Genomic DNA, 26,827 nt, shown 5'->3' on the forward strand with positions numbered 1-26,827 from the left:
GGTTGGGGTGGGGTATTAATGGTGGTGTAATTGTATGAGTTGCCATCAAACCCACACTCCTTCCCTTCGTGAGAGGGGAAGGAGCAAAATCGCGCAGTGTTTGCCGGGGAAGGAGTAAAGCAAAACCTTTGTCACATGTGTGTGGCAGCTAAAGCACCTTCTCCAGGAAAGCCTGGGTTCTGGCGTGAACCGGCCGTTCCAGCACCTGTTCGGCAGCGCCGCTTTCAACAACGCGACCATCGACCATAAATACCACCTGATCCGCGACCTGGCGCGCGAAGCCGATTTCATGAGTAACGACCACCAGTGTTACGCCTGATTGCGCCAGTTTCTTAATCACATCCAGCACTTCGCCGACCAGTTCAGGGTCGAGGGCCGATGTCGGTTCATCAAACAGCATGACTTTAGGATTCAGCGCCAGCGCGCGGGCAATGGCGATACGTTGTTGCTGTCCGCCGGACAAATGACGCGGCCAGGCGTGGGCTTTCTCACGCAGGCCGACGGTGTCGAGCAGTTCACCGGCGCGGATGATGGCGTCTTTGCGACTCATCAGGCCGTGAACTACCGGCGCTTCGATGATGTTATCCAGCACCGTCATATGCGGGAATAAATTGAAATTCTGGAATACATAACCGACGTGTCTGCGTTGCCTGAGGATGGCGCGCTCTTTCAGCTCATACAGTGTATCGCCTTTGCGGCGGTAACCAATGTAGTCACCATCGATCTGAATAAAACCTTCGTCGACGCGCTCAAGATGATTAATCGTGCGCAACAGTGTCGATTTTCCCGAACCGGACGGGCCGAGGATCACGGTCACGGTGCCGGGTTCAATGCTCAGACTGACGTTATCCAGCGCTTTGTGCGCGCCGTAGTACTTGCTCAGATTATTGATCTCTATACGCCCGACGGTGGCTGCCTGAGGTTTGCGCGGGAACAGCTGTTCAACCGGGGCTTCCCTTGGGCGGTTAACGAATAAATCAAAGGCTTCAGACATAGTGCTTTCCCTTTATTAAGAACGGGCGACGCGCCACTGACGCAGGCGCTGCAAGGGGGTTGGAGCGACCTGGCGCACAGTGCCGCGGGAGAAATAACGTTCGACGTAATACTGTAAAACCGACAGCACGGTGGTGATCAGCAGATACCAGACGGTAGCGACCATCAGCAACGGGATCACCTGTTGCGTGCGGTTGTAAATCACCTGCACGGTGTAAAACAGTTCCGGCATCGACAGGACGTAAACAATCGATGTGCCTTTCGCCAGGCTGATCACTTCGTTAAAACCGGTTGGCAGAATTGAACGCAAAGCCTGCGGCAAAATAATGCGAAATGTGCGGCGGTAGGCCGGTAATCCCAGCGCGGCGGCGGCTTCGTGCTGGCCGTGTTCTACGCCCAAAATCCCGCCACGAATGATCTCTGCGGTATAGGCTGATTGCACCAGGGAAAGGCCTAGCACGGCGACGGAAAACTGATCCAGCAAATTAACCGTCGGGGTGCTGAAAAAGGAAACCGTGGTGAACGGAATGCCGAGCGAAAGGTTGTCGTAGAGATAGGAAAAGTTGTAGAGAATGATCAGCACCAGCAGCAGCGGCAATGAACGGAACAGCCAGATATACCCCCAGGCCAGCGCATTGAGCAAATAAGATTTAGACAGACGGGCGAGGGCCAGTGCGGTGCCGAAAATCACGCCGAACAGCGTGCCCAGCAGTGTCAGCAACAGGGTTTTTCCAAGCCCGGACAAGATCACCGGATCAAAAAACCACTGGCGAAATACGCCCCATTCCCAGCGGGAATTGGTGGCGATTGACTGGATGATACCTAAGAGAATAAATGCCGAAAATACCGCACCGGCCAGTCGCCACGGATAGCGCGCCGGTACCACTTTCAGCGGCGGATGATTCACAGTTGAAGGGGTATTTTCGCTCATGGAGTTCCCTTGTCGTTATGTCGCAGATGAGGTGACCGGCACCTGCGCTTTCAGTGTTTTGGTAAACGGCAGTCGCCCGTCATACGGCGGCCGGGAATAGACTTCCGGGTCGAGACGGGTATCGAATTGCGGCTGGTAACCGTGTGACAGATACAATCCGACCGCTTCAGGCTGGCGGAATCCGGTGGTCAGAAAGACCCGCCGGTAACCATACGCGGCAGCACGCCGTTCCAGTTCATGCAGGATTTTTTGCGCCAGTCCCTGACGGCGCAGCGCGCGGTGCGTCCAGATGCGTTTTAGCTCGGCGGTCTGTTCGTCGTAGCGTTTATACGCGCCCATCGCAACGGGCTCGCCGTTTCTCAGCAGAACAATGAAGGCACCATCGGGGGCGGAAAAAACACTGTCATCTTCCGGCGGCTGGCTCGAAAAGAAATCGCCGTAGCGTTCACGGTATTCACCGAATAATCCGTCGATGACCGGTGCAATCAGCGGGTCTTCCGGCACGGTCTGAATGAAAATATCTTCGCTCATCGTTTCTGCTCCTGATCAGTCGCCCAGTCCCGGCGGGTTAATTTCAGAGTGATCGATCTTCTCGACGCTTTCACCCCAGCGATCCAGCACTTTGATGTAAGCCCCGCTGGCAATGGCGCTGTTCAGCGACGCCTGTACGGCATCCACCAGACCATTCCCTTTTTTCAGCGTGACGGCGATATTGGCAGTCTTCGGCCAGCCGCCAGGCACGGTGCCGACCAGTTTGGTTTTGCCGGTCAGCAGGGATTTATACGCGCCGGTCACGTTCGGGCCGAACGTCGCGTCAGCCCGGCCGGACTGGATCGCCAGCGTCGCGGCAGCGTCATCGGTGACATACAGCGGTTTCAGCGCCGGTAAGCCTTTGGCCTGATTCTCTTTGTCCCATGCCAGCAACACGGCTTCCTGATTGGTGCCTGAGCCGACAATAATGCGTTTACCGGCGATATCGGGTGCGGATTTAATGGAGGTGATTTTGCTGTCACTTTTCACATAAAAACCGAGGGTATCTTCGCGGTAAGTAGCGAAATCAAATTTGGTTTTGCGATCTTTGGTGACCGTGATGTTGTAGATTGCCGCATCGTATTTGCCGGAAGTCACGCCCAGCGGCCAGTCCTCCCAGGAAGCCGGAACCACTTTAAGTTTCAGGCCTAAACCGTCGGCGACCAGACGGGCAATATCCGCCTCGCTGCCGATCACAGTTTTATTATCACGGGCGTACAGCCCGAACGGCGGTGCGCTGCCGAGCACGGCCAGTGCAACGGTCAGCGTGCCCGGTTCAACAAACTTAAAATTGGCCGGGATTTTCGCCACAGCCTCCGGGCTTTTGGGTGTATTTACCGGCGTTTCATTGGCAACCAGATCAATACCCGGTGCGGCGTATGCGGCTGATGAAAAACTTAATATTGCCGCGATGGCGGTCGCTGTAAGGGTTGCGCTATGCTTCATCATCATTATTATTTTTTATCCTGCAATCTTATTTTATGGAGTGAGAACCGTGAGGTGACGTTTTCACTATTCCCGAGTGTTGCCGGGATGTAAAAGAACAAAATTAAATAATCAAAGAGATAAAATAGAAATGCCTCGCGACGGAAATTTTCCACGGAAAATGCCCGGAATATCCGGGCGTGAGAAAATAAAATCAGGAATGAAATGGTTACTCTCCGGCTAATTCCACCAGCGCTTTTTCCGCCAGTTGCTGGAAATAATTTGCGGCCGGGTAAATAGCCGATTCATCCGGGTTAAATTGCGGATGATGCAAGCCGAAGTGACTGGCAGAGCCGATGCTGACAAACGCACCCGGCACATGATGCAGATAAAAAGCAAAATCTTCTCCGCCCATTTGTGCCTGCGCCACCTGCGCGTCATAGCCAAATTCTGCGGCGGCCTGTAAAGCAAACTCTGCCCAGCGCGGCGTATTCACCACCGCCGGTGGCCCGGCAAACCAGTGCAATTCCGCCTGCGCGCCCAGCGCATCGGCTACGCCGGTGATGACTTTGCGGATGCGCTGTGGAAGGTATTCGCGGATCTCGCTGCTGTAGGTGCGCACCGTGCCTTCCAGTTCGACGGTTTGGGGTAAGACGTTCCAGGTATTGCCGCCTTCAATGCGGGTGACGCTGACCACCGCCGCGTCCTGTGCGCTGACGTTGCGGCTGACCACCGTTTGCAGCGCGGTCACGATATGGCTGGCGGTGACAATGCTGTCGGTGCCTTCTTCCGGATGTGCGGCGTGTGCGCCTTTACCGGTCACGGTTATCTGAAAGCGATCCACGTTGGCATAGAATGCTCCCCCTTTGGTCGCGAAGGTACCGACCGGCAGTTCAGGCGCATTATGTAGGCCAAAAATCGCATCAACGTTTTCCAGCGCACCGGCTTTAATCAGCTGCGATGCACCGCCAAAGCGTTCCTCAGCGGGCTGGAAAAACAGCCGTACGCGTCCGGGTAAGGTCTGTTCACGCGCCTTGAGCAAATATGCCGCACCGAGGATAACTGAGGTATGGAAATCGTGGCCACAGGCGTGCATTACACCGGGTTGCTGCGAACTGAATGTCACGCCGGAGGCTTCTTCAATCGGCAGGGCATCAATGTCCCCGCGCAGGGCCACAACGGGTCCCTGTTCCGGTCCGATTTCAGCCACAACGCCGGTTTTCAGCCCGAGCGATAAAATGCGGATCCCGGCGGCATTCAGCCATTGGGTAATCTTTTGTGTTGTCACAAACTCCTGATTGGATAATTCAGGATGCTGGTGTAATTCACGACGGTAAGCGATGAGTTTTTCTTCTAATCCGGATAATCCGGACGGGGTGCCGGATGAAATATTTTGTGTTTCTTGTGCAAGTGAAATGCTCATGGCGAAATAACCTTATTGTCTGAACAGAGAGAGTTAAACAGATGGAGCCATTCATTTCATGCTAGTCAGGCCAGCGGGAATAACGAAATACTCAGTCGCTATAATTTATAGTCGTTTTGCACAGCGGCCTGCATAGCAAAATACTGACTATAGAAACGTGATTTTATTATTTAGCTTTAACCTTATTTCGTGGAACTCTTTTTTATCACAACGGATAAAAAGGGATGCGCAGGTGAATTACCGACTGAGTTTATTAGATCAAAGCCCGATCAACGACGGGCAGACGGCTGCGCAGGCGCTAGACGCGACGCTGAATTTTGCGCTGGCAGCAGAAAAGCTGGGCTATCACCGCTTATGGGTGTCGGAACACCACGATACTGAAAAACTGGCGGGCAGCTCGCCGGAAGTGCTGATCGCCTGGTTGCTGGCACATACCTCCCGGCTGCGGATAGGTTCAGGCGGGGTGATGCTGCAACATTATAGTCCGTATAAAGTGGCGGAGAATTTTCATCTTTTATCATCGCTGGCGCCGGATCGTGTGGATATCGGCATCGGCAAAGCGCCCGGCGGTTTACCGCTGTCGACCAAAGCGTTGCGCGCCCATGCCCCGGCTGAATCAGCTCCCGGTTTCCCCGCCCAGTTACAACAACTGACGCATTATCTGACCCATCTGGATGACCATCTGGCGGGCACTGAAGCCCGTGCGTTGCCGCGTCCGCCGGTTGCACCGCAGCGGTTTTTACTCGGTGCCAGCAAAGAGAGCGCCCGTCTGGCGGCGTCGCTGGGCTGGAACTTTGTCTTCGCCGGTTTTATCAATGCTTCCGCTGAGGTGATGACAGAATCCGTGCTGGCTTTCCATGAATGTTCGGCCGGACAAGGGCAGGCGCTGGTCAGTCTGGCTGCGCTGGCGGCGGAAACCCGGGAGCAGGCTGCTGAGCGGGTGGCCGGGCGACATAATTTTCGTGTCACGGTGGGCGACCGGCACGTCACGGTCGGTTCCCGCGAACAGGCTGAAGCCTTTGTGCGCCAGTCCGGCGCGACGCAATACCATATCGAACAGCAGCAAATCAGCATACTGCACGGCACACCCGGCGACATCCATCAGCAACTGCGCGATATTCAGCGCCGCCTGTGCGTGAACGAATTTGTCATACACACTCCACTGACTGAAGCCGGTGCGCGGCTGAAGTCCATCGAATTGCTGGCTGGCCAGCGGTAAGGAGATTTCATGAGCCAATCAAAAAGTATCAAGCTGGGTCTGATGTTGCACGGTGCCGGGGGGCATATGAACTCGTGGCGTCATGAAAAAGCGCCGGCAGATGCCAGTGTCAATTTCCCGTATTTCCGTGATTTAGCCCTGCGTGCGGAAGCAGCCGGTTTTGATTTCCTGTTCGTGGCCGACGGCCTGCACATTAACGAAAAATCGCTGCCCCATTTCCTCAACCGTTTCGAACCGGTGGCCTTGCTGTCAGCGCTGGCCTCCGCGACCCACAGCATCGGGCTGGCGGGGACTATTTCGACCTCGTACAGCGATCCGTTTACCGTCGCACGTCAGTTGGCTTCGATAGACAATATCAGTCAGGGGCGGGCGGGCTGGAACGTGGTGACCTCACCGCTGGCCGGTTCGGCGAAAAACTTCGGTAAAGATCATCCTGAACATGCGCTGCGCTACCAGATTGCGGAAGAATATATCAGCGTTGTGCAGGGGCTGTGGGACTCATGGGAAGACGACGCTTTTGTGCGCGACCGTGAAAGCGGTGTGTTTTTCGACGCGGCGAAGCTGCATAGACTGAATCATCAGGGGCAGTTTTTCTCGGTGGAAGGCCCGCTGAATATTCAGCGTTCGCCACAAGGTCAGCCGGTGATTTTCCAGGCCGGCGCGTCGGATGCCGGTATCGCACTGGCCGGTAAATCTGCCGATGCCGTTTTCACTAACGCCCGTACGCTGGAAGAAGCGCAGGAGTATGCGGCAAAATTACAGGAACAGGTCAGCAAAAATGGCCGCCATCCGGTGGGTATTTTCCCGGGGATCAGCCCGGTTGTCGGCAGAACTGAAGAGGAAGCTGAGGCCAAATATCAATATCTGTTGTCACTGTTGTCTCTCGACGATGCGCTGGCCTATCTCGGACGATTCTTCGATCACCATGATTTCAGCCAGTATCCGCCGGACGGCCCGTTCCCTGAACTGGGTGATTTAGGGCAAAACACCTTCCGCTCCACCACCGACAGCATCAAGAAACTGGCGCGTGAGGAAAACCTGACGTTGCGGGAAATCGCGTATCAGACCACCTTGCCGCGTGGTGAATTCTTTGGCACGCCGGAACAGGTCGCCGACCGTCTGATCCGCTGGGTGGAAGAGGGCGGTGCCAGCGGATTTATCATCAGCGGGCCGGTACTGACCGAAGCGCTGGATGACATTACCCGTCTGGTATTGCCGGTGCTGGAAGCGCGGGGTTACTGGCATCCCTCACAGGCTCCGACGCTGCGCGAGCGTCTGAATATTCCGTTCCCGGCCAACCGTTACAGCGTGCATGAAACCCGGCGTGAAACAGTGAGCGAAAAATAGTTACAACATACTAAGGTTTTTCCCAGGCCCGCCACGGTAGCCCCGAGCGGGCTTTTTGCTTTGCAGGGCTGACGGACGGGCAGGTTTTTACGGTTCGGCAACCGCGGCAGGCTTGCCGGCATAAAAAATTAGGCGTAGGCTTTTCGCAATTAAAAAACGATCGGTCTAAATTATGTGTAGTGCGTTTTCCCCTGTACCTGAGGTGCCACTCAAACCGCGCCGCGGACGTCCGCCGAGAACGGCCCGGGAGTTTGAGGATACGCGCGAAGCCCTTATCCGTTCGGGGCTGGAAGTGATCACAGAAACGGGTTACCTGTCGGCAGGCATCGAGGCGGTGATCAAAAACATCGCCGTGCCGAAAGGCTCGTTCTATCACTATTTCAAAAATAAGCAGGATTTCGGCATGGCCGTGCTGACGGCTTACGGCGCTTTTTTCGCCCACAAACTCGACAAGTTTCTGCTCAGCACTGAATTGTCACCGCTGCAACGCATTGACGCATTTGTGACGCATGCCGGTCAGGCAATGGCGAAGTTTGAGTTCAGGCGTGGCTGTCTGGTCGGTAATTTATTGCAGGAATCCCCGCAGCTGCCGGATGATTTTTTGCAGAAACTCAAAACGATTTTGTATGACTGGGAAAGTCGTATCGCCCTCTGCCTGGAAGAAGCCCGTCAGGCGGGCGATATCGTATCAACCATGCCGACCGCGTCACTGGCACAGATTTTCTGGTCCGGCTGGGAAGGGGCGGTGATGCGGGCAAAACTGTTTCGCTCGGCCGGGCCGCTGGATCAGTTCTGGGCGTATTTCCGTCATACCCTTGTGTCACCTGTTCAATCCTGAATCTAAAAATAGCACCTGCAATCATTACGTGAGTCATCGCATACCTCACGACAAAAAACTCAAATCACCTGAAATATAAAGGGAAGAAAATGAAAGCATTGGTCCTGGAACAACAAGATAAGGCCACGCTGGCCGAAGTGAAAGAGATTGCGCTGCCGGATATGGCGGCAGGCGATGTGCGGGTGGATATCAGCTGGTCAGGGCTGAATTACAAAGATGCCCTGGCCATCACCGGTAAAGGTAAAATCATCCGGCAGTTTCCGATGGTGCCGGGTATTGATTTCGCTGGCCATGTCAGCCGCAGCAACGACCCGCGTTTCTCCGTCGGACAATCTGTCATTCTGACCGGCTGGGGCGTCGGCGAAACGCACTGGGGCGGTCTGGCTGAGCAGGCTTGTGTTAAAGGTGACTGGCTGGTCGCCCTGCCGGAAGGTCTGGCTGCGCGCAATGCCATGATCATCGGCACCGCCGGGTTTACCGCCATGCTGTGCGTCATGGCGCTGGAAGAGGCGGGCGTGACACCGGAAAGCGGCACCGTAGTGGTGACCGGTGCCAGCGGCGGCGTCGGCAGTACGGCGGTGGCCTTGTTGCATACGCTCGGTTACACCGTGGCGGCCGTGACGGGGCGTGGATCTACACATGATTATCTGCGTAAACTGGGTGCCGGCGAAATCCTCTCCCGTGATGATTTTGCCGAAACCCGTCCGCTGGAAAAACAACTCTGGGCCGGCGCGGTGGATACCGTCGGCGACAAGGTGCTGGCAAAACTGCTGGCGCAAACCAATTACGGCGGCTGCGTGGCGGCCTGCGGTCTGGCGGGGGGCTTCAACCTGCCGACCACCGTGATGCCGTTTATTCTGCGCAATGTGCGTTTGCAGGGGGTGGATTCGGTTTCAGTTCCCGCTGAACGTCGCGCTGCCGTCTGGGAGCGTTTACTGAATACGCTGCCGGACGATTTTTATCAGCAGGCTGCGACGGAAATTACGCTGGAACAAGCTCCGGCTGTTGCAGCCGATTTCCTGAACAATAAAATCCAGGGCCGGACGCTGGTGAAAATCGGCGGCTGACCGTTCCTGCCCGGTATTTTCGTGATACCGGGTGCTTTACTTCAATTTTTTCCCCGCTATAAAGAATTACCCCTGACCGGCCGATAAAAAGAACGTCCCTCTGAGAACAAAGAGAATGGAATTCCTTATTTTCCGAATGACGCACCGCGCGAACACAATCAAAAACGAATAACGACAGGCATGGGGAAAGTATGGATAATTTTCAGAAAGAAATTGATGAGAGAACCAATCTCACTTCATCAAACCGGTTTGAGCTTTTGCTGTTCCGTCTGGGGACATCGCCGGATGACGAGCAATCTGAGCTTTTTGGTATCAACGTCTTTAAATTGCGCGAAATCGTGCCGATGCCCACGCTGACTAAAGCGGCGGGTATGGCCTCCCCGATGATGGGTATGGCCAACATCCGTGGCGAAATCATTCCGGTCATCGACCTGCCTGCTGTGGTCGGTTGTGTGCCCAAAACCGGCCTGAACATTCTGCTGGTCACCGAATATGCACGCAGTACTCAGGCGTTTGCGGTGGAATCCGTTGATGACATTGTGCGTCTTGAATGGAGTCAGGTGCTGGCTGCCGAGGCGGGTGTGAAAAGCCGTAACATCACCAGTATTGCGCGTCTGGATAACGATAAATCCAGTAACCGTCTGGCGCTGGTGCTCGACGTTGAACAAATCCTCCATGACATTATTCCGAACAGTAATATCGACATGGATAAAAAGAAAACCAGCGCATTTAAACTCAAGCCGGGCACGGTGGCGATCGTGGCCGAAGATTCTAAAGTCGCCCGTCAGATGCTGGAGAAAGGGCTTAACATGATGGAAATCCCGGCGCAGATGCATGTCACCGGTCTGGAAGCCTGGAATAAAATCCGTAAAATGGCTGAAGAATGCAAAGCCCAGGGACTGCCCATTGCCGATAAAATTTCCTTCGTATTAACGGATCTGGAAATGCCGGAAATGGACGGCTTTACCCTGACGCTCAATATCAAGCGTGATGAATTCCTGAAAAATATCCCGGTCATTATTCATTCCTCCTTATCCGGCAGCGCCAATGAAGATCACGTGCGTAAAGTGGGTGCTGACGGTTATGTGGCGAAGTTCGAAATCAACGAGCTGGAAGCGGCTATTCATAAAGCGCTGGAGGCGAAGAAAATCGCACATGTGTAATCCGCCCCTGAGCCTGTAACTGCCAAAGCCCGCCCGTTGTGCGGGTTTTTTTATGGACAGAATTAATCATCAGGAACTGCCGCTTAAATTTTTACGCGCGCGGGCTTTAAGCACACCCATTGAAATAGCTGCCCCGAAGTCCTTACACATTTCAAAATTAATATTATCCGCCTCGTATCTACAATTTCGATAGTCGCATCGAAATTATCCATTAGAGCAAAGATAGCAATTGTTCTATTAATAACGTTAGCAGCGTGTTTAAGGTTTGCCATCGTAACGGGAAAGTTTATTTCCATGAAGCTGAAAAAGAATAGGGAGTATTAAATGTTTATCCGGCCACTTAAATTAACTCAGCACGTCGATGTGCAGGGTTCAGAAAAAGCGCCTGCGTTGGTACTTCTGCATTCTTTGGGAACGGATTTGCACTTGTGGGATTTGCAAATGCCGCGTCTGACGGAACGTTATCGTGTGATCCGCCTGGATATCCGCGGGCACGGATTAAGCGCGGTCGATTCTTTGCGATTTACCATGGCAGATTTGGCCGACGATGTCGTGGCGGCGCTCGATCATCTCCAAATCGATCAGTTCTATGTTGCCGGGGTTTCAATCGGCGGAACAATTGCGCAATGGATTGGATTCAAGATACCCAAACGAGTACAGGGAATGATTATTGTCGATACGGCACTGGTGAATGCCGCTCCGCCTTCGCTCTGGCGGGCACGGGCTGAAGATGTCTTTCACCACGGTGTTGAACACCTCGAGATGGGGATTTTAAGTAAATGGGTGACACCGAAATTTATCGATACGCCAGACGCAGACGGCCTGAAGCAGATGTTGCGTCGGACAACGGTTGAAGCTTTCGCAGGTTGTTCCTACGCCATCGCTGATACCGATCTGACAGATATGGATATTCCGGGGGTAAGGGCTGTGGTGGTGAGAGGGAGTGAAGATCAGCTTACGCCCCAGGACTACGCGCAACGTCTGGCTGAAAAGCGCAACGCCCCATTGCATATCATACCCGGCGCAGCCCATTTACCGAATTTTGAGCAACCCGAAGCGCTCACTGATGAAATCATCTCGTTCATTGAGAACAAGAATACGCATTAACACCCGGAGCAGGTATTCAGCGCGGGTCAGGGGGGCACGGGCGTCGTTAATGAGTCAATTTTGCAGGGCAGATGATGAAAAAATCTGAAGCGCAAACGGAGTAAATCCTATGAATCGTCGGTTATTTATTGGTGGAAGCCTGGGGTTGTGCGCAGGTGCTGTAATACTTCCGGCTGCGTTAAAAGGGGTTATGGCACAGAGGGATGTTATCGAGATGCAACTGGCGAATGGAACAGTGAGCATCCGTTTATTTCCTGATTTGGCACCCGGGCATGTTGAACGCATAAAATCGCTGGTAGAGGCCAGATTTTATGACGGCATGCCGTTTAGCCGGGTTATAGAAGGTTTTATGGCACAAACGGGTGACCCGATAAAAGATCCTGGTCTGGATTACCGGAGATTACCGGCGCTGGCCGCAGAGTTTAACCGCATGCCTTTTGAACGCGGTACCCTCGGCATGGCCAGATCACGGTATCCGCACAGTGCCAGCCATCAGTTTTTCATTACCTCCGCCAGAGCAGGTTTTTTAGACCAGAACTACACGGCTTTTGGGAAGGTCACGAGTGGCATAGAGTTAATTGATCAACTCCGCCGGGGGGCTTCGGACACGGGCACGGTGGCTAATCCCGATGTCATAAAAAGCATGCGATTATCCCCTGTCAGAACAGTATAAGGCTCTCTGACTGCCTAAATAACTCGCCGAAGGAGTCGATGTCATATGCCCAGCATTACTCTCTATACCTCAGCCAGTCACCGGTTAGATGCCGGGGTTTTTGCTGAATTTTCAACCACCTTAACCCGTCTTGCCAAAGAGATTCTGAAAGCGAAAGAAAATAATATTCACATCAGCTACCTCACCGCAGAGATAGGTTTCGGTACGCCGGTCTATTTTGAAGCAAAACTAAGGCAGGAAGTTTTCCGAACCGTGCCCGTGTTGGATGAATTCATGCATCAGGTTGATTTATTAATTAAGGAGAAAACAGGAGTCACAGCAAGAATTCGCTGTTTCTCTTTTGAAGCAGGTAATATTTATGCAAAGAACTAAGGAACAGATTATGAATGTTAGTTTTCCAACAAGAGATCTCGGCGATATATCGGTTACTGCGGTTAGCGATGGCTATCTGCACGTCGACTTCGGGATGCTTTCAAATGTGGACGAGGAAGAGTGCAAAACCATTCAGCGCAGTGCGAAAATCAGTGAACTCAATGCGGTTCATATTAATACCTTCTTAATCCGCCGGCAGGATAAAAATATTCTTATTGATAGCGGAGCAGGGGGAGTTAAGGGATGGGGGGGCAGGCTGATTGCCAATCTGGACCGGTTGGGGATACAACCTGACAATATTGACGCTGTACTTCTCACCCATGCCCATCCCGATCATATCGGTGGATTGCTCACCGCAGAAGGCGACGCTGTATTTGTTAATGCTGAACTGGTGATAAACAGCGATGAATTCAATTATCTGCAAGACGATGAGAATTTCGCAGCCGTCAGTGACCGCGTAAAAGGTAATTTCCTGCTGGCGCGAAGTATATTCAAAAAGTATCAGAAAAATCTTCGTCTCATCGATCATGGCGAGGTATTTCCTGGTGTTTTTGCGATCCCGCTGAAGGGACATACGCCGGGGCATACGGGTTACCGGATTGAGGGTAGCAAAGGTAGCGTATTAATCTGGGGGGACATTGTTCATTTCCCCCATATTCAACTGCTAAAACCGGAAGTTGCGATCGCCTTTGACTACGATCCTCACATGGCGGCAGAGATCCGTTCCCACATGCTGGAGAAGGTGAGCTCGGAAAGAATTCTTGTCGGCGGTATGCATTTTGGCGAGCAAGGATTCGGTTATATTGAAAAACGTGAATCCGGATATAGGATCGTCGGTTTCAATTAATTAAAAGCTATTATCAGAACATTCTGCTCTGTAAATAATGTATTTCCTGACCGGCAGCGCAACGATTAAATGGGGCAACCTGTCTGGCTCTGCTTAAGTTGCTTTGCCGTTATTAATTTTTTTACTGTGTAACATTGTCGCTATGCTACTGAATAAATTCTCAGGTTTAAAATACTATCCTCGGGGGGGAGCAAAATGAATCCTGCAATCAACAGAGAAATAAATATTGATGCTATTCGCACTGATGTAAATGAACAGGATGGGAGTCAGTCGGTCACGGCGGAGAAATTACCCTCCCAGCCCAAACTTCCATCGCTTACCGGAAGCAGATTCTGGGCTGCTTTATTAGTCTTTTTATTTCACTCATCATTACCCAGCGATCTCGCACCCTTTTCAGACCCCACCATACAGCATATTTTTACGGTTATCGTAGGCAAAGCAGGTTGGCTTGGCGTTTCTTATTTCTTCATACTCAGCGGATTCATCATGGTGTGGTCTGCAAAAGATAACGACACCGTGGGGGATTTTTACCTGCGGCGTTTTGCGAAGATTTATCCCACGCACTGTCTGACCTGGGCCGTGGCGTTCGTTATTGGTGCTATGAGCATATATCAATATAAATTATGGTCATCAAACCTTCTGTTACTGAATACCTGGGTTGATGATGTGCATTATTTTTTTGTGGGTAACAGACCCAGTTGGTCTCTGTGTATAGAAGCGATGTTTTATCTTTCTTTCCCTTATCTTTTTAGAGTAATGAAGACAATACCTAAAAAATTCGATCTGCTCGGTTTAACGATTGTAACGGCAGGATCCTTGTTGGTTCAAACGTACATTTACCTGTGGGTTGAGCCGAATAAGATGATGGGGGCATTTCCGATTTCGCAGCAACATTTTTGGGTTTCATATATTTTTCCTCCCTCACGCATATTTGAATTTCTGGCCGGTATGTTTGCAGCGCGGCTTATGATGCACGGACGCATACTGGTGCTGTCGAAAACGGCTTCGTTTGCCCTGCTTGCCGCCAGTTATCTCGGATCTATGTATATCCCATACCAGTTTAGTATGAGTGTGGTATTCATTATCCCCGTTAGCTTGTTAATCGTTTCAATTGCGGGTGATGATTTAAAAAACCGAAATACATGGTTGAACACTAAAATGTCTGTATGGTTAGGGGAGATATCTTATTCATTTTATATGGTTCATTTTTTAGTGCTTTTTTATTTTTTGAACCTCACGGCAGGAAGAAAGTTTAGCTTGCCGGAAGGGATTGCACTTATCGCCGTTGCGCTAGTGTTATCTGTCTCCTGTGCCTCCTTTTTATATAAATACTTTGAAGTACCCATGATGAAGTTAATTCTGGAGAAATGTCGCACCAGGTCGTTAGTCGTTCTGCGTAAATCTGCATAACGTAAATAGAGTATGTTTCCTTTCGTTGTCAGAACAGGATGCGTCGGGAAATTCTGCTTACTGAATGGGAGAGCATATATCAGTCATATGCTCTCCCGATTGTATTTGATGAGGGGTTTTACTGAAAAGGGGAACGCCTAAGGGCTTGCTACACATGCCTTAATAACGGATGCCTTAATAGCCGATGTTGTGCAGCCGGGGATCCTGAAAAAGTGAGGTCATTATGCCCCGGAATTTTGTGCTATCCAGATAAGGTGAATCTGTACGATAAACAAGCTCTATCTTGAAATCATTGAACTGACCACTGAGTTCGTGAATTTTAATCTTATTTTGTACCTCGCCACTGATCGAACAGCGTAAAACTAAAGATACGCCTTTACCGGCGGCAATGCTGGAGAACAGCACGGGATATGATCCGCATTCCACAACCCGTTTGGGTGTGATATTCCCTTCATTAAAAAGAGTATTATAATTGCGGGTCGTGGTTGCACATTTTTTACTGCTGAGCAAAAAAACTTCGCCGTCAAGGCTGGAGATATCTTTAATGGTTGGATAATCTTTTTCGGTAATAATAACCAGTTCGCTGGAGAGTAATATCGAGCGTGAATGCTGGGTGTTTGAAAAACCCGCACCGATTATTACTGCATCGAATTCATTTTGGTCAAAGGCATTGAGTAAGCTGAGAGTATTACCTATCGAAATGTCTATGTTCCAGCCCAAATCATGCCCCAGATCGATGAGCGAGCTGACAATATAGGGGGGTAAACATTCAATTATGCCAATACGTATATTCAGCTGGCTATTTTTGGAGTGGGAAAGGTTGTTTTTACAATCATCCGCCAGGTTCAATATTTTAAGGGCGTAGTCATAAAGTATCTGACCTTGTGCCGTCAGTGAGCAACCATCAGTTTTCCGGTCTAACAGGGTGACATCCAGATTATCCTCCAGGCTCCTGATCCGGTGGGAAATACTCGATTGCACGCGATTCAGACGCTCGGCTGCCTGGGTTATGTTCCCTGTCTCCACGACTGTCACGAACGCAAGAAGTTCACTTAGCTTCATTTGAGACCTCATGCTAAAAATTAGTTCACCGTCACAACAATTATTTATATTCTGTATTAATGATTTTGTCACTATGTTTTAAACACCCGCGCGCCGGGATACCACCACAGGCTCTGTCTGGCCAGTTCAGGAGACGTGTCAGTATTATTACCCTCCGGGCAGACATTAATTCTGAATTACGAATTACAACAACAGACTGTGCTTATTTTTCTGCTCTGTAACTCATGCACATTTCCCCGAACAATCAGTCATCCGCAACAGGCATTTTTTCAGGGTATCAATACTTTCGATGAGTGCCTCGATTTTATTCGCTGGTCTTTTATTGTCATGCCAATTACGATTTTAGAAGTGAAGTCATGTAACTTCATATAAATCAACTGCTTGTCTATTTCTATTATTTGAATATATATATTACCCAATCTCAGCTGGGTGTATTTAAGAAAATTCATTTTAGTTTCCGGAGGGTGAAATATGGCGCACGCAGAGTTTGATAAAGTAATGACTGAACTGGTTGACTACGCCTATGAGCAGGCAACCTTTGATAATGAGACTTTACGTCTGGCACGTTTTTGCCTGTTGGATTCGATAGGTTGCGCCATTGCCGCCTCTGCTGACCATGATTGTATGAGGCTAATGGGCAGCGCTCAGTTCAGCAAGAGTCGGGAGGGGGTTCCGGTTGCCGGTACCGGGCTCAGACTGGGACCGATAGAGGCGGCCTTTCATCTGGGTTCGATGATTCGCTGGCTGGAGTTCAATGATACCTGGCTCGCGCAAGAGTGGGGGCACCCGTCCGATAATCTGGGGGCTATTCTGGCAGCGGCGGCATGGCACAGTCTGCGTGGTGGTAATCAGACACCCACGGATATGAACGCCGTCCTGAATACAATGATTCGTGCCTACGAGATCCACGGTGTGTTGTGCCTGTCGAACTGTTTCAACGAGCTGGGTATTGACCATGTCGTGTTGGTTAAAGTGGCTTCTGCCATCGCCTCAGCTCAGCTCCTGGGCCTGTCAAAAGACCAGGCTCTGAGTGCGCTGTCCAACGCGATTATCGACGGTCATTCTCTCAGAACCTACCGGCATGCGCCCAATGCGGGGACGCGTAAATCATGGGCCGCGGGGGATGCGACGGCGCGTGGTCTGCAGCTGGCACTGTTCGCGCAAACCGGCGAGATGGGATATCCCACGGCGCTGACGGTCAGCCGGTGGGGATTCAATGATGCTGTTTTGAGAGGCAAACCCTTCAATCTGTCGCGTAATCTGTCAGATTTTGTCATTAAGAATATCCTGTTCAAAGTCCCCAATCCTGCGGAGTACCATGCCCAGACGGCTGTCGAAGCGGCCATTAACCTCCGGGAACGGATACTGGCCGCCGGGTTTACACCTGAGAGTATCGAGTATGTGCGGGTCGAAACAACCCGACCGGCGATGCAGATCATTGATAAATCAGGGCCGCTTAATAACGCCGCCGATCGTGATCACTGTCTCCAGTACATGGTTGCGGTAGGCCTCCAGACCGGAAACCTGACCATTAAGGATTTCCACGAACCGCTCGCCAGCGATCCTCAGCTTGATGCGCTGCGATTGAAAATTACCTGCACTGAACGTCCTTCCTTTACCGGGAGCTACTACGACCCGGATAAACGCGCCATCCCTAATACGCTCTTTGTGAAGTGCCATGGAATGAGCGAAGAAATCGTTGAAACCATTGAATATCCGCTGGGCCATGTTCGTCGCCGTGAAGAGTGTTTCGAAGCACTGCTGACGAAATTCCATCTGAATCTTTCGCAGAGTCCGCTGCGTGACCGGTCCCGTATTCTGGCCGACACCCTGATTTCGGAGTCGAAGCTTGATGTTATGTCCGTCACTGACCTCCTGAAAATGTTCTCCTGGGATTAGGTCGCATCAAAAAACACTTACCTATATTCATTTAATGCGAGGTGATGAAGTGAAAAAAGCAATATTGGTGGGCTGCGGAGCGGAAATTGGTGCGAATTTGCTGATTCAGAACGATCCGGCGAAGGATGGTTTTATCATTCAGACTGTCGTCACGAATCCTCCTTCTTTAGATAAACATTATCCTGAACTGCGTCCGATAGATGGCATCGTTGCTCGTCTGGCGATGGCGCTCCCTGGTGTGCAGGCCCATATCCAGATTATCAACAGCGATACCCTGCAAATTGACGGCCGCGAGGTCCGCTTTTTCTTTGGCGATCTTGCCCGGGAGCTTCCCCCGCAGGCTGGCCGTTTTGACATGGGTTTTATCGCGACCAGCAAGCTGGATATGGACAAGAACAGCCCTGTAGCACGCAATATGCAAGAACTCGCTGATGTGGTGCTGGGGGTTGCAGAGGCAAACGAGTTGCCGAGTATCTATGGTTGTCTGGAGGATCTGACCCGTGATGATATCAGTACCCTACATCGTCAGGTGGTCGATTCTGGCCTGTATTGCCTCGGGTCCTGTCAGACCAACGGGATGCATGCTTCATTGCGCGTATTAACCGAAGCACTGAGAACCATCAGTTGCAACACCTCGCATATTCTGTCGGTTGAAACCGATATCGTGCATCCCGATACGCCAAACGGCGTACTTGGCACCCGCTCGTTTGAGGGCCGTCTGCAGGATGCACGCGACAATCTCCGCCCGAGCTTCTCACAAATAGCCATGAGTCAGGACAAGGTTATGCCCTGGGCACCGTTAGTGAATACCGTTTCATTACGTGCCCCTGTGCACGCACCTGGCTATCAGATTAACCGTTTCATCGTCCGGGATGAGGGGGCATTAACCCCGGATATCATTGAGGCGGCAATTGAGAGGGTGAGCGGGACCCACCCTCATGTTGTCAGGGCATCCCGGTCGCCTCTGGGAAGCCGGGCGTATGCTTTCGAGCGCAGGTGCTCAACGATTCTCTCTGATCACAATCACTTGCTTATTCTCCGGCCGGCCTACCTGGCGGGCCAGGGGTTGAGTGAGGTCATCATCCAGTCGTTTGTTAACAACACCGTCGGCTATAGCGCTGTTGTGCGTGCCGTCGCGCGTAGCATCGCGCTTGGCCTGCCATTGGCAACTTTCCAGGGGATTGAAAAATGACAAGCTCTCATACAGTGGATTTTCTGAGTTCAGGCTTTGTGGTGAAGACGGCTATGTCCGAAATGTTCAATGGCAAACTGAAAGCTGAAGTCGATCAGATACGCGCATTGCATGATATTTACCCGGAACTGATGGTCCCGGTCTTACATGACGGGCTGGCTGCCGGGCGGCAATTTTATATTCTTGAGAAGATGGATTCCCTGCCGTTGTCCAAAATTGTCTTTGACGACCAGCGGTCGCTTGCTGAACGCAGGGTGATCGTGAGAAACGCACTGGAAAACGTACAGAAAGCGATCAGCCTGGAATCAGAGACCCCGTCGGCGATGACCCACGATATGCCAGCCCGGCTCCTGGAAGAGTGGGAAGGCACGCGTTTCGCACATGAACTGTTTGAAAAACCTGTTTTGCTTAACGGCGCACCCTTTAGCATTACCGCACGGGAAGTGTTTGAAAAGTCGCTGGCGCTGGCCCGGACCGAAGAGTTCAAATCAGTTGAAAAAGCCCATTTCAATTTCCACTTTGGTAATGTGCTTTATAACGAAGAACATGCTCAGACCCGCTTTATTGACCCTGATTTCTCGGTACGGGGACTCGATCCGCTTTTCGGTTTTTCCCGCTTTGCCTTTTCGTTTTGGCATGAGCTTGCGGCAGAGGTAAAGGATGCTGTGAAAATAGTACCGATGCCTGATGCCCTGATGTTCGTGCTGGCGAAGTCAGACTATGGCAGCATTCTTAGCGAGATCCCGGAGTTAGGCGGTATTTCCGGTCTGCTGCCGCTGATGGGAGAAAGTATGCGCAACCGCTTCTATGTTCTCACGACCTATTGTTTCCTGCGAAGTATCCGTATTAACGGCAGTAAACAACCCTGGAAAGTCCCGCGGTCTCCCGTCGTAGCCAGCCCGGAAGAAGTGCTGATGCTGGGTTTGCTGGCCTACCTCGAAGGGCCGGATGCCGGGGCTGAAAGCCTCTGCGCGTAATTCCCATTCACTATAGGACGTTAAGGATATGTCATTGGTAAGCAGTAGTCCCTTAGAACAAGGATTTGAGACCCCGAGGCGCTATCTGGCGGCTGCGGCCATTTTAATTGGCGTGATTATGGCGGCGCTGGACAGTTCCATCGTCAATATCTCCTTGCCCTCTATTGCCGGGGCTTTACAGGTAGATTCAGCATCTATCATCTGGGTTACCAACGGCTATCAGGTGGCCAGCGCTGCAACCATGTTGATCTGTGCATCGCTGGGTTCGAGGATAGGGGAGCGGCGCTTTTACACCGCAGGCATGGTGCTGTTTACGCTGGCATCGCTGGGTTGTAGCCTCTCCCCGACCTTCGGCATGCTGGTTACCATGCGTATACTCCAGGGAGTGAGTTATGCGGTTATGATAAGCGTCGGACTGGGTCTTTACCGGGTTATCTTTCCGCCACATGCGCTGGGAACTATTTTAGGGCTGAATGCACTGGCATTTGCGGTGGGTACGGCGATTGGCCCTGCGTTAGGCGGCCTGATCATCTCTTATCTGGACTGGCCGTGGCTGTTCTACATTAATCTCCCGCTGGGCGCACTGGCCATTGTGTTCTCGCTTATCTCTTTGGGCGTTGATACGGAGAAAGAAAAAGGCTTCGACTGGGGAGGTGCTGTCACCTCAGCCGCAGCCCTGGGTCTGATGGTTATCGCTGTCGATCAAATCGGGCGCTGGGACAGCCGCCTGCTGATGCTTTGCGGCGTCGCATCAGTGGTGCTGCTGGCCATCTTCGTCAACGTGCAGACGCGTTCAAAGAGCCCGTTGCTGCCTCCCGATATATTCCGTTCCCGGCGGTATACCTTCGCGGTGATCTCTTCCGTTTCAATGTTTGTGGCACAGGGAATGGCGTTGGTGGGGTTGCCTTTTGTACTGCAGCACGCCTATCACTATTCGGTATTGGAATCGGCGTTTATCTTTACACCCTGGCCGGTGGCCGTTGCAATCTGTGCCCCGGTGGCTGGCCGGTTGTCCAATCGTTTAAATCCTACCCAGATATCGACAGTCGGCGTGGTGATTTTTAGCCTGGGATTAGGTTCTCTGGCTCTGTTACCGGAGGCTGCGACGGTGAATGATTTTCTCTGGCGTGTGGCAGTGTGCGGGATAGGTTATGGATTATTCCTGCCGCCGAACAACAAAGAGATGTTCTCGAATGTGGCATCGAACCGAACGGTAACCGCCTCGGGTGTCTTGTCCACCGCCAGAACAGCGGGGCAATCTATTGGCGCGGCACTGGTCGCCATGGTTATTGCCCTGTTGAACGGACTGACGGGACATGCGGGGGCACAGTTCGCCGTCTATGTCTTCGGGCTGGCCTGTCTTATCTCTGCGCTATCGTCTGTCTCCAGTATGCTCCGCCTGCACCGTTAATATCCCGGGCAGAGAAGATGCGTTATCCGGCGGCAGGATGAATGCCATCCTGCTGCCGGTTTTTCTGACAAATGTGTTATCCCGATATTCACCGGTCAGAAGACAACAGCGCGATACGCTCTGTTTCCACATCCGCAGGCTTTGTCGGGGTGATGGCGATACTGGCGGTCATACCGGCCACTAATTCGACCCCTGCTGGCAGTTTATCAATATGGATGCGCACCGGCACACGCTGGGCAAGCCGCACCCAACTGAATGTGGGCTCTACGTCGGGAAGGCCCTGATTGCCGGGCGCGTCATTGCTATCATCTATTCCGCGCCCCAGGCTTTCCACGTGGCCTGTCAGTGCAGGTTTATATCCCATCAGCACGATTTTTGCCGCGCTACCCACATGAATATGCTGCATTTTGGTTTCCTCAAAATAGCCCACAACCCAGAAGCTGCTGGCATCAATAACGGCAACTTTTGTGACTCCTGCGCTGGCATAATCTCCGGGCCGCAGTCTCAGATGCGTGACGTAACCGTCGGCCGGAGAACGAATGGTCGCGCGGGAAAGATTGAGCTGCGCCAGTTCCAGCGCGGCCAGTGCTCCCTGATATTCAGCCGTCGCTACGCCCGCCGCACTGCGAGTATTTTGTATATCCTCTTTAGAGATAACCCCGCTAATCTGACTGCGCCGTCTGGCCGCATCCTGACGCATCTGCATTTCATTTCGCTTCGCGTCAACCTCAGCCTGTGCGCTGATCACCGCCAGTTTTAACCATTGCGGATCGATGGAGTAAAGAATATCTCCGCGGTTAACCCGTTGATTATCGGTTACGGCGACATGGCTTACCGGCCCGGACACATCCGGCGTGATTTGCACCACCTCTGCCCGTACACGACCATCACGCGTCCAGGGGGTTTGTGCATAATGTTTCCACATCATGAACGCAATAATGGCTGCGGCAATGACGGCGCTTAAGGTAAACACATAACGGGCTAAGAGAGAAAAAAATGGCTTCATACTAATAATCCTAACGCGTTCAGAGCCTGCATTAACAAGGCAAAAATAATGATAAAAGTCGTAAAATCAATGAGCGGCCGGCAGGGCAAACGCCGGTAAAACCGGCTGAAAGCTAAAAAAGGAGTGATTAAAATCGTGCCGGAGAATGCCACCAAAGCCATGACTAATAAGCCAGGTAAAAAGACGCCACCAATATTAATATCAGTCATCATGTGCCTGTTCCTTATCCCTCTCTTGCGTAAAGTTTTTTAACGCACAGTGCAGGTCAATAATATGTTCAATAAGCGCGTGCGGTGGTTGATGTGAAACCTGAGCGTTCATGGCGAGTATCTTGCTAATACTGTTTTGCAATTCACTGGGTTGTGCACCACGGGCCAGCAGGTTGAGAAGGTGGTTCACCTGTAAGGCGGTTTCCCCTTCCAGCTGATTCAGTGAGCGTCTTAAATACGTCACCGCAAGGCCGATATTGAGGTAATTCAGCAGACGGTTAAGCACCTGGTCGGCCGCCTGATTACTACGCCGCAGCCGGGGCAGGATCAGTGCGGTCCGATCTATCATCAGGTTCACCCAGGCCACATCATGAACGGATGACAGACCTTTTGCGCGGGACCGGATATCCCGTCGACATCGGTCCAGCAGGCGACGGATAGCAGAATCCGCCTGTACGGTCTGAAATAAACTCATGCTGATCACGGCATAACCGGTTGCGGCAAATAAGGCGACCGATGTGTTTATTGCAGCGGCAAAATCACCACTGTAGCGGGCGCCTAATTCAGACAATACAGGCAGCGTTAAGGTAATGCCCATGGCCATGAATGTGGTGGGTGGCCTGGCCTGCAGGGAACCGGCCAGCAAATAGGCAGGGGCAAGTACGGCAACCAGCACAGTAAACCCGGTCACCTGAGGGAGCAGGACGAAGCTATAAAGCAGGCTGATAATGACCCCGTAGACGGAGCCTGCAATATACTTAACGATATGAGGCACCGGGGTGTCGAAGCTGCCAAATAATGTGCAGCAGACGCCGAGAATTGATACGGCTGTGGCGCCGTCGGGCCATGCGGAATAAATCCACAGCAGACAGCCGCTGAAGATGATTGCAAATGCCCCCAGCGCGGCGCGCGCGGCGGTAAAGTGATCCCGGTGATAAACGTAACCTTTGGCATTCCGGGCGTCATCAGCCAGGTGCTCAGACTTCGCGGAAAGGATGGCACGAGAAAGCTGTTCGCATTGCTGCAAAAGCATGATGGTCTCGTGCAGGCGGTTGACAAAATTAACGTGAAGTTCTGTTTCTACCTTTAATTCGTCCGTACATGACCGTTGTTGCAACGACACGCAACGTTGCAGTAGCGTTTCGGCACCGGCTTTACGTGCGGCGGGATCGTCACAGGTGAGCCACGCCGTGATCTCACTGACCAGTGTCGTAATCTCTTCAGGTAAGGTTTTTAATACCTGCAGGTAATCATGCAGTTGGTTACTGAGGACCAAAAGCCGCGACAATCTGTCATGTATTAACTGGCGGGCTTTACGGGATGGTTTTGAGATAGCGAAGTCATAGGGCAGATGGTGACCCACCCCCTCAAGAGACTGTAACGTCAGCGCAAGTTGAAGCTGTTTTTCTTTCCCGCCTGATGCTCTTTGCAGCGTTTCAGCCACCAGCCGGCGGGCATCACGCTGCGTTGCCGAGAGTGTGCTGTTAAAAAGACCGGTAATGCGTTTTGGTATGACATACCGGTGGATCACACTGGCGCACAGTATCCCGATCATGATCTCCTGTACCCGGGTGATGGCGATGTCAAAAATTGCACCGGGCCCGAACACGGCAGGAAAGCCGATAAGGCTCGCCGTGTAGCCTGCCAGCACAAAGGCATAAGCGCGGGGTGTGCGATCAAGCTGCGAAAAATAAAGACAAATTGTTATCCAGCCGGTGAGGACCAGGCTGCAAATTATCGGGGTGTTGACAAAAACAGGCACAATCACCACCGTCATCGTTGCTCCGGCTATCGTCCCGGCCAGGCGATAAATGCTCCGGCTAAGTGAGGCGCCGACAGAGGTCTGCGAAACAATATAGACAGTAATAATGGACCAGGAAGGCCTTTCCAGACCGATAGACAACGCGATGTAATATGCCAGCATGGCGGCGGTAAACGTCTTGGCTGAATATAACAACGCATTCGCATCGTTAAGAAGAGAGGAGGAGGGGAAGACCCTGCGTAACGGGTTGAACATGAGAGTAATGGTCCCTGGCAAGCGGTGGTGGCAAAAAATTCATTTGCGCATACCGGCAATTATTGCCAGATTACTCAGCAGAGGAAATGCAGTATACTGCCAAAAAATACCTAAATCCTGCCAATATGAATGCTTCCCGTGATGTGACTTCTCTTTTTGATCCCGATTCCACTCGCTGTGCGGCAGTAGCACGCCTGCTTGATTTTACCGAGTACGAAGCGGAGGTGCCGGTTCATACGCATCGCAAAGGACAGTTAATTCTTGCCCTCTACGGCGCGGTAACGTGCCGGGCCGAAAATGAGATATGGATTGTGCCGCCTCACTGCGGCGTATGGATCCCCGGCGGCATTGCGCATAGTGCGAGAGCAACCTGGAATGCGCACCTGAGCTATTTGTTTATTGAGCCGGGCGCGGCCACACTGCCGGAGCAATGCTGCACATTTGCTGTTTCACCCCTTATCCGCGAACTGATGAATCGTCTGGTCAGGGAAGATAATGACTATCCGCCGGACAGCCATGCCGCGAGGCTGGCCCGGGTCACGCTTGATGAACTGGTTAATATGCCCCGGCAGAATTTTAATTTGCCGGTCTCTGCACATTCCAAAATACAGGTGATGGCCGAAACGCTGGTCAGTCATCCGCAGGACCGGAGTACGCTCAATGAGTGGGCCAGACGTCTGGCATTAAGTGAACGATCCCTGGCGCGACTGATGGTGCGTGAAACCGGCCTTTCGTTCGGACGCTGGCGTCAGCAACTTCATTTGATTATTGCGCTGCGGGGGCTTGCCAGCGGTGAGTCCGTGCAAAATGTGGCTCATGAATTAGGCTATGAGTCAGTCAATGCGTTTATCACCATGTTTAAGAAATCTGTCGGCTGTACCCCTGCGCTCTATTTTAGTGAAAGGAAATAAACCTGTTGTGTGTTCCCGGTAATGCACATTACGCCGCCCCGTTGAGGGATTTTTTTCATGTCCAGATCCGCAATGCTTCCTAATTGTTAATCAAATAAACTGAATCTTTATGTTAAACAAATGATATTTATTCTCATCCTGAGTCGCGTAAAGTAAACCCATCACAACGCCTTGTCCCGCATGACAGAGACAGCGCACAGGTTCACGGATTATGAGGATGAAGACGCGATGAAAAAGATTGGATTTTTATCATTTGGACACTGGACACCGTCACCCCAGTCGGGCACGCGCTCGGCGGCTGATGCCTTATTGCAATCTATCGATCTGGCGGTCGCTGCCGAAGAACTGGGCGCCGATGGTGCGTATTTCCGGGTGCATCATTTTGCGCGCCAGCTGGCATCGCCTTTTCCGTTGCTGGCCGCCATCGGCGCGAAAACCCGCAAGATTGAGATCGGTACCGGCGTTATCGATATGCGTTATGAAAATCCGCTGTATATGGCGGAAAGCGCCAGCGCGGCGGATCTGATTTCCGGGGGGCGTTTACAACTGGGTATCAGCCGTGGCTCTCCGGAGCAGGTCATTGACGGCTGGCGCTATTTTGGTTATCAGCCGGAAGAAGGCGAAACGGAAGCCGATATGGCGCGCCGTCATACAGAAAAACTGCTGGATGTACTGCGTGGCGAAGGTTTTGCGAAACCGAATCCGCAACCGATGTTTGCCAATCCGCCGGGTCTGTTACGCCCTGAGCCGTATTCAGAAGGGCTGCGTGAACGTATCTGGTGGGGCGCGGGGTCGAATGCCACCGCAGTCTGGGCGGCGAAACTGGGCATGAACCTGCAAAGTTCCACGCTGAAAGATGATGAAACCGGCGAGGCGTTCCATATTCAGCAGGCGCAGCAAATTCGTGCTTACCGCAAGGCCTGGGCGGAGGCGGGACATCAGCGCACACCGCGTGTCTCCGTCAGTCGCAGTATTTTTGCCCTGATGGATGACCGCGACCGCGCGTATTTTGGTGGCAGTGGCGATGACGGCGATAAAGTCGGGTTTCTCGATGAGAAAACCCGCGCTGTTTTCGGCCGCAGCTATGCTGCGACACCGGACCGGCTGATCACACTGCTGAAACAGGATGAAGCGATCGCCGAAGCCGATACCTTATTGCTGACCGTTCCTAATCAGCTTGGTGTGGATTACAACGTGCATGTGATTGAGTCGATCCTCAAATATGTCGCCCCTGAAATGGGCTGGCGTGACTGACCGCTGAAAATAGTGAAGATAGTTTAGCAATCCACAAGCCCGTC

General features: G+C 52.1%; 25 protein-coding genes. 16 read left to right on the plus strand and 9 right to left on the minus strand.

The window, feature by feature from the left end; all coding sequences use genetic code 11:
- Positions 1-148 precede the first annotated feature (148 nt).
- From ETV65_RS23360 to ETV65_RS23380, 5 genes are all read right to left on the minus strand, one after another.
- Positions 149-994 carry an amino acid ABC transporter ATP-binding protein gene (locus ETV65_RS23360; RefSeq protein WP_235173987.1) on the minus strand — a complete coding sequence of 282 codons (846 nt, stop codon included), beginning with the start codon at positions 992-994 and terminating at the stop codon, positions 149-151.
- 15 nt (positions 995-1,009) lie between these two features.
- Positions 1,010-1,924: an amino acid ABC transporter permease gene (locus ETV65_RS23365; RefSeq protein ID WP_129955481.1), complete on the minus strand. Its 915-nt coding sequence runs from the start codon at positions 1,922-1,924 to the stop codon at positions 1,010-1,012.
- A 15-nt stretch (positions 1,925-1,939) separates the two neighbouring features.
- Positions 1,940-2,455, minus strand: coding sequence for a GNAT family N-acetyltransferase (locus ETV65_RS23370; RefSeq protein WP_129955482.1), 516 nt, complete (start codon positions 2,453-2,455; stop codon positions 1,940-1,942).
- Between the two features lie 15 nt (positions 2,456-2,470).
- The gene (locus ETV65_RS23375; RefSeq protein WP_205951635.1) at positions 2,471-3,400 is read right to left on the minus strand and encodes an ABC transporter substrate-binding protein; all 930 of its coding nucleotides are present in this window, start codon (positions 3,398-3,400) and stop codon (positions 2,471-2,473) included.
- A gap of 208 nt (positions 3,401-3,608) precedes the next feature.
- Positions 3,609-4,802, minus strand: a complete 1,194-nt coding sequence (locus ETV65_RS23380) for an amidohydrolase (RefSeq protein ID WP_129955483.1) — start codon at positions 4,800-4,802, stop codon at positions 3,609-3,611.
- A 232-nt stretch (positions 4,803-5,034) separates the two neighbouring features.
- Here ETV65_RS23380 and ETV65_RS23385 point away from each other — a divergent pair, with 232 nt between their 5' ends.
- The 10 genes from ETV65_RS23385 to ETV65_RS23430 all read left to right on the plus strand — a co-directional run bounded on the left by ETV65_RS23385 (position 5,035) and on the right by ETV65_RS23430 (position 14,845).
- Positions 5,035-6,021 (plus strand): MsnO8 family LLM class oxidoreductase, encoded by a 987-nt coding sequence (locus ETV65_RS23385; RefSeq protein ID WP_129955484.1) that lies wholly within the window; start codon positions 5,035-5,037, stop codon positions 6,019-6,021.
- Between the two features lie 9 nt (positions 6,022-6,030).
- Entirely contained in the window at positions 6,031-7,368 is a 1,338-nt protein-coding gene (locus ETV65_RS23390; protein WP_129955485.1) for an LLM class flavin-dependent oxidoreductase, read from the plus strand.
- A 172-nt stretch (positions 7,369-7,540) separates the two neighbouring features.
- Entirely contained in the window at positions 7,541-8,206 is a 666-nt protein-coding gene (locus tag ETV65_RS23395; protein ID WP_129955486.1) for a TetR/AcrR family transcriptional regulator, read from the plus strand.
- Positions 8,207-8,295: 89 nt separating this feature from the next.
- Positions 8,296-9,273 (plus strand): oxidoreductase, encoded by a 978-nt coding sequence (locus ETV65_RS23400; protein WP_129955487.1) that lies wholly within the window; start codon positions 8,296-8,298, stop codon positions 9,271-9,273.
- A 191-nt stretch (positions 9,274-9,464) separates the two neighbouring features.
- Entirely contained in the window at positions 9,465-10,436 is a 972-nt protein-coding gene (locus ETV65_RS23405; RefSeq protein WP_129955488.1) for a chemotaxis protein, read from the plus strand.
- Between the two features lie 324 nt (positions 10,437-10,760).
- Positions 10,761-11,543: an alpha/beta fold hydrolase gene (locus ETV65_RS23410; protein WP_129955489.1), complete on the plus strand. Its 783-nt coding sequence runs from the start codon at positions 10,761-10,763 to the stop codon at positions 11,541-11,543.
- Positions 11,544-11,652: 109 nt separating this feature from the next.
- Positions 11,653-12,216, plus strand: coding sequence for a peptidylprolyl isomerase (locus ETV65_RS23415; RefSeq protein ID WP_129955490.1), 564 nt, complete (start codon positions 11,653-11,655; stop codon positions 12,214-12,216).
- A gap of 45 nt (positions 12,217-12,261) precedes the next feature.
- Positions 12,262-12,588, plus strand: coding sequence for a hypothetical protein (locus ETV65_RS23420; protein WP_129955491.1), 327 nt, complete (start codon positions 12,262-12,264; stop codon positions 12,586-12,588).
- Between the two features lie 10 nt (positions 12,589-12,598).
- Entirely contained in the window at positions 12,599-13,435 is an 837-nt protein-coding gene (locus ETV65_RS23425; RefSeq protein ID WP_129955562.1) for an MBL fold metallo-hydrolase, read from the plus strand.
- A gap of 195 nt (positions 13,436-13,630) precedes the next feature.
- Complete coding sequence (locus ETV65_RS23430; protein ID WP_129955492.1) at positions 13,631-14,845, plus strand: acyltransferase; 1,215 nt, start codon at positions 13,631-13,633, stop codon at positions 14,843-14,845.
- A gap of 174 nt (positions 14,846-15,019) precedes the next feature.
- Here ETV65_RS23430 and ETV65_RS23435 read toward each other — a convergent pair whose 3' ends face one another.
- Positions 15,020-15,907 (minus strand): LysR family transcriptional regulator, encoded by an 888-nt coding sequence (locus ETV65_RS23435; protein WP_129955493.1) that lies wholly within the window; start codon positions 15,905-15,907, stop codon positions 15,020-15,022.
- Positions 15,908-16,378: 471 nt separating this feature from the next.
- Here ETV65_RS23435 and ETV65_RS23440 point away from each other — a divergent pair, with 471 nt between their 5' ends.
- The 4 genes from ETV65_RS23440 to ETV65_RS23455 all read left to right on the plus strand — a co-directional run bounded on the left by ETV65_RS23440 (position 16,379) and on the right by ETV65_RS23455 (position 21,386).
- On the plus strand, positions 16,379-17,806 hold the full coding sequence (locus ETV65_RS23440) for a bifunctional 2-methylcitrate dehydratase/aconitate hydratase (protein WP_129955494.1): 1,428 nt from the start codon (positions 16,379-16,381) through the stop codon (positions 17,804-17,806).
- 67 nt (positions 17,807-17,873) lie between these two features.
- Positions 17,874-18,998, plus strand: coding sequence for a hypothetical protein (locus ETV65_RS23445; RefSeq protein ID WP_235173990.1), 1,125 nt, complete (start codon positions 17,874-17,876; stop codon positions 18,996-18,998).
- Complete coding sequence (locus ETV65_RS23450) at positions 18,995-19,975, plus strand: hypothetical protein (protein ID WP_129955496.1); 981 nt, start codon at positions 18,995-18,997, stop codon at positions 19,973-19,975. The genes ETV65_RS23445 and ETV65_RS23450 overlap by 4 nt, the downstream gene beginning before the upstream one ends.
- Before the next feature lie 28 nt (positions 19,976-20,003).
- Complete coding sequence (locus ETV65_RS23455) at positions 20,004-21,386, plus strand: DHA2 family efflux MFS transporter permease subunit (protein WP_129955497.1); 1,383 nt, start codon at positions 20,004-20,006, stop codon at positions 21,384-21,386.
- An 88-nt stretch (positions 21,387-21,474) separates the two neighbouring features.
- Here ETV65_RS23455 and ETV65_RS23460 read toward each other — a convergent pair whose 3' ends face one another.
- From ETV65_RS23460 to ETV65_RS23470, 3 genes are read right to left on the minus strand one after another with little or no spacing between them, the layout of a single operon-like run.
- A complete protein-coding gene (locus ETV65_RS23460) occupies positions 21,475-22,392 on the minus strand; it encodes an HlyD family secretion protein (protein ID WP_129955498.1) in 918 nt (305 codons plus the stop codon).
- The gene (locus tag ETV65_RS23465) at positions 22,389-22,604 is read right to left on the minus strand and encodes a DUF1656 domain-containing protein (RefSeq protein ID WP_129955499.1); all 216 of its coding nucleotides are present in this window, start codon (positions 22,602-22,604) and stop codon (positions 22,389-22,391) included. Before ETV65_RS23465 ends, ETV65_RS23460 begins: the two co-directional genes overlap by 4 nt.
- Entirely contained in the window at positions 22,594-24,618 is a 2,025-nt protein-coding gene (locus ETV65_RS23470; protein WP_129955500.1) for an FUSC family protein, read from the minus strand. The genes ETV65_RS23465 and ETV65_RS23470 overlap by 11 nt, the downstream gene beginning before the upstream one ends.
- A gap of 125 nt (positions 24,619-24,743) precedes the next feature.
- On the opposite strand from ETV65_RS23470, the gene ETV65_RS23475 reads away from it, so the two are divergent.
- Both ETV65_RS23475 and ETV65_RS23480 read left to right on the plus strand, forming a co-directional pair.
- Positions 24,744-25,529 (plus strand): helix-turn-helix transcriptional regulator, encoded by a 786-nt coding sequence (locus tag ETV65_RS23475; RefSeq protein WP_129955563.1) that lies wholly within the window; start codon positions 24,744-24,746, stop codon positions 25,527-25,529.
- Between the two features lie 228 nt (positions 25,530-25,757).
- The gene (locus tag ETV65_RS23480; protein ID WP_129955501.1) at positions 25,758-26,783 is read left to right on the plus strand and encodes an LLM class flavin-dependent oxidoreductase; all 1,026 of its coding nucleotides are present in this window, start codon (positions 25,758-25,760) and stop codon (positions 26,781-26,783) included.
- Positions 26,784-26,827: the final 44 nt, after the last annotated feature.

This window comes from Rahnella sp. RFA10(1/100) (genome assembly GCF_004195115.1).
GTDB classification, from domain to species: Bacteria; Pseudomonadota; Gammaproteobacteria; order Enterobacterales; family Enterobacteriaceae; genus Rahnella; species Rahnella perminowiae.

Bases quoted from the DNA above. Each gene is read 5' to 3' on its own strand.
- ETV65_RS23410 (WP_129955489.1), top strand. From the start codon at position 10,761: ATGTTTATCCGGCCACTTAAATTAACTCAGCACGTCGATGTGCAGGGT.
- ETV65_RS23430 (WP_129955492.1), top strand. From the start codon at position 13,631: ATGAATCCTGCAATCAACAGAGAAATAAATATTGATGCTATTCGCACT.
- ETV65_RS23450 (WP_129955496.1), top strand. From the start codon at position 18,995: ATGACAAGCTCTCATACAGTGGATTTTCTGAGTTCAGGCTTTGTGGTG.
- ETV65_RS23375 (WP_205951635.1), bottom strand. From the start codon at position 3,400: ATGAAGCATAGCGCAACCCTTACAGCGACCGCCATCGCGGCAATATTA.
- ETV65_RS23440 (WP_129955494.1), top strand. From the start codon at position 16,379: ATGGCGCACGCAGAGTTTGATAAAGTAATGACTGAACTGGTTGACTAC.
- ETV65_RS23455 (WP_129955497.1), top strand. From the start codon at position 20,004: ATGTCATTGGTAAGCAGTAGTCCCTTAGAACAAGGATTTGAGACCCCG.
- ETV65_RS23400 (WP_129955487.1), top strand. From the start codon at position 8,296: ATGAAAGCATTGGTCCTGGAACAACAAGATAAGGCCACGCTGGCCGAA.
- ETV65_RS23370 (WP_129955482.1), bottom strand. From the start codon at position 2,455: ATGAGCGAAGATATTTTCATTCAGACCGTGCCGGAAGACCCGCTGATT.
- ETV65_RS23480 (WP_129955501.1), top strand. From the start codon at position 25,758: ATGAAAAAGATTGGATTTTTATCATTTGGACACTGGACACCGTCACCC.
- ETV65_RS23380 (WP_129955483.1), bottom strand. From the start codon at position 4,802: ATGAGCATTTCACTTGCACAAGAAACACAAAATATTTCATCCGGCACC.
- ETV65_RS23360 (WP_235173987.1), bottom strand. From the start codon at position 994: ATGTCTGAAGCCTTTGATTTATTCGTTAACCGCCCAAGGGAAGCCCCG.
- ETV65_RS23470 (WP_129955500.1), bottom strand. From the start codon at position 24,618: ATGTTCAACCCGTTACGCAGGGTCTTCCCCTCCTCCTCTCTTCTTAAC.
- ETV65_RS23435 (WP_129955493.1), bottom strand. From the start codon at position 15,907: ATGAAGCTAAGTGAACTTCTTGCGTTCGTGACAGTCGTGGAGACAGGG.
- ETV65_RS23405 (WP_129955488.1), top strand. From the start codon at position 9,465: ATGGATAATTTTCAGAAAGAAATTGATGAGAGAACCAATCTCACTTCA.
- ETV65_RS23460 (WP_129955498.1), bottom strand. From the start codon at position 22,392: ATGAAGCCATTTTTTTCTCTCTTAGCCCGTTATGTGTTTACCTTAAGC.
- ETV65_RS23365 (WP_129955481.1), bottom strand. From the start codon at position 1,924: ATGAGCGAAAATACCCCTTCAACTGTGAATCATCCGCCGCTGAAAGTG.
- ETV65_RS23425 (WP_129955562.1), top strand. From the start codon at position 12,599: ATGAATGTTAGTTTTCCAACAAGAGATCTCGGCGATATATCGGTTACT.
- ETV65_RS23395 (WP_129955486.1), top strand. From the start codon at position 7,541: ATGTGTAGTGCGTTTTCCCCTGTACCTGAGGTGCCACTCAAACCGCGC.
- ETV65_RS23475 (WP_129955563.1), top strand. From the start codon at position 24,744: ATGAATGCTTCCCGTGATGTGACTTCTCTTTTTGATCCCGATTCCACT.
- ETV65_RS23420 (WP_129955491.1), top strand. From the start codon at position 12,262: ATGCCCAGCATTACTCTCTATACCTCAGCCAGTCACCGGTTAGATGCC.
- ETV65_RS23390 (WP_129955485.1), top strand. From the start codon at position 6,031: ATGAGCCAATCAAAAAGTATCAAGCTGGGTCTGATGTTGCACGGTGCC.
- ETV65_RS23465 (WP_129955499.1), bottom strand. From the start codon at position 22,604: ATGATGACTGATATTAATATTGGTGGCGTCTTTTTACCTGGCTTATTA.
- ETV65_RS23415 (WP_129955490.1), top strand. From the start codon at position 11,653: ATGAATCGTCGGTTATTTATTGGTGGAAGCCTGGGGTTGTGCGCAGGT.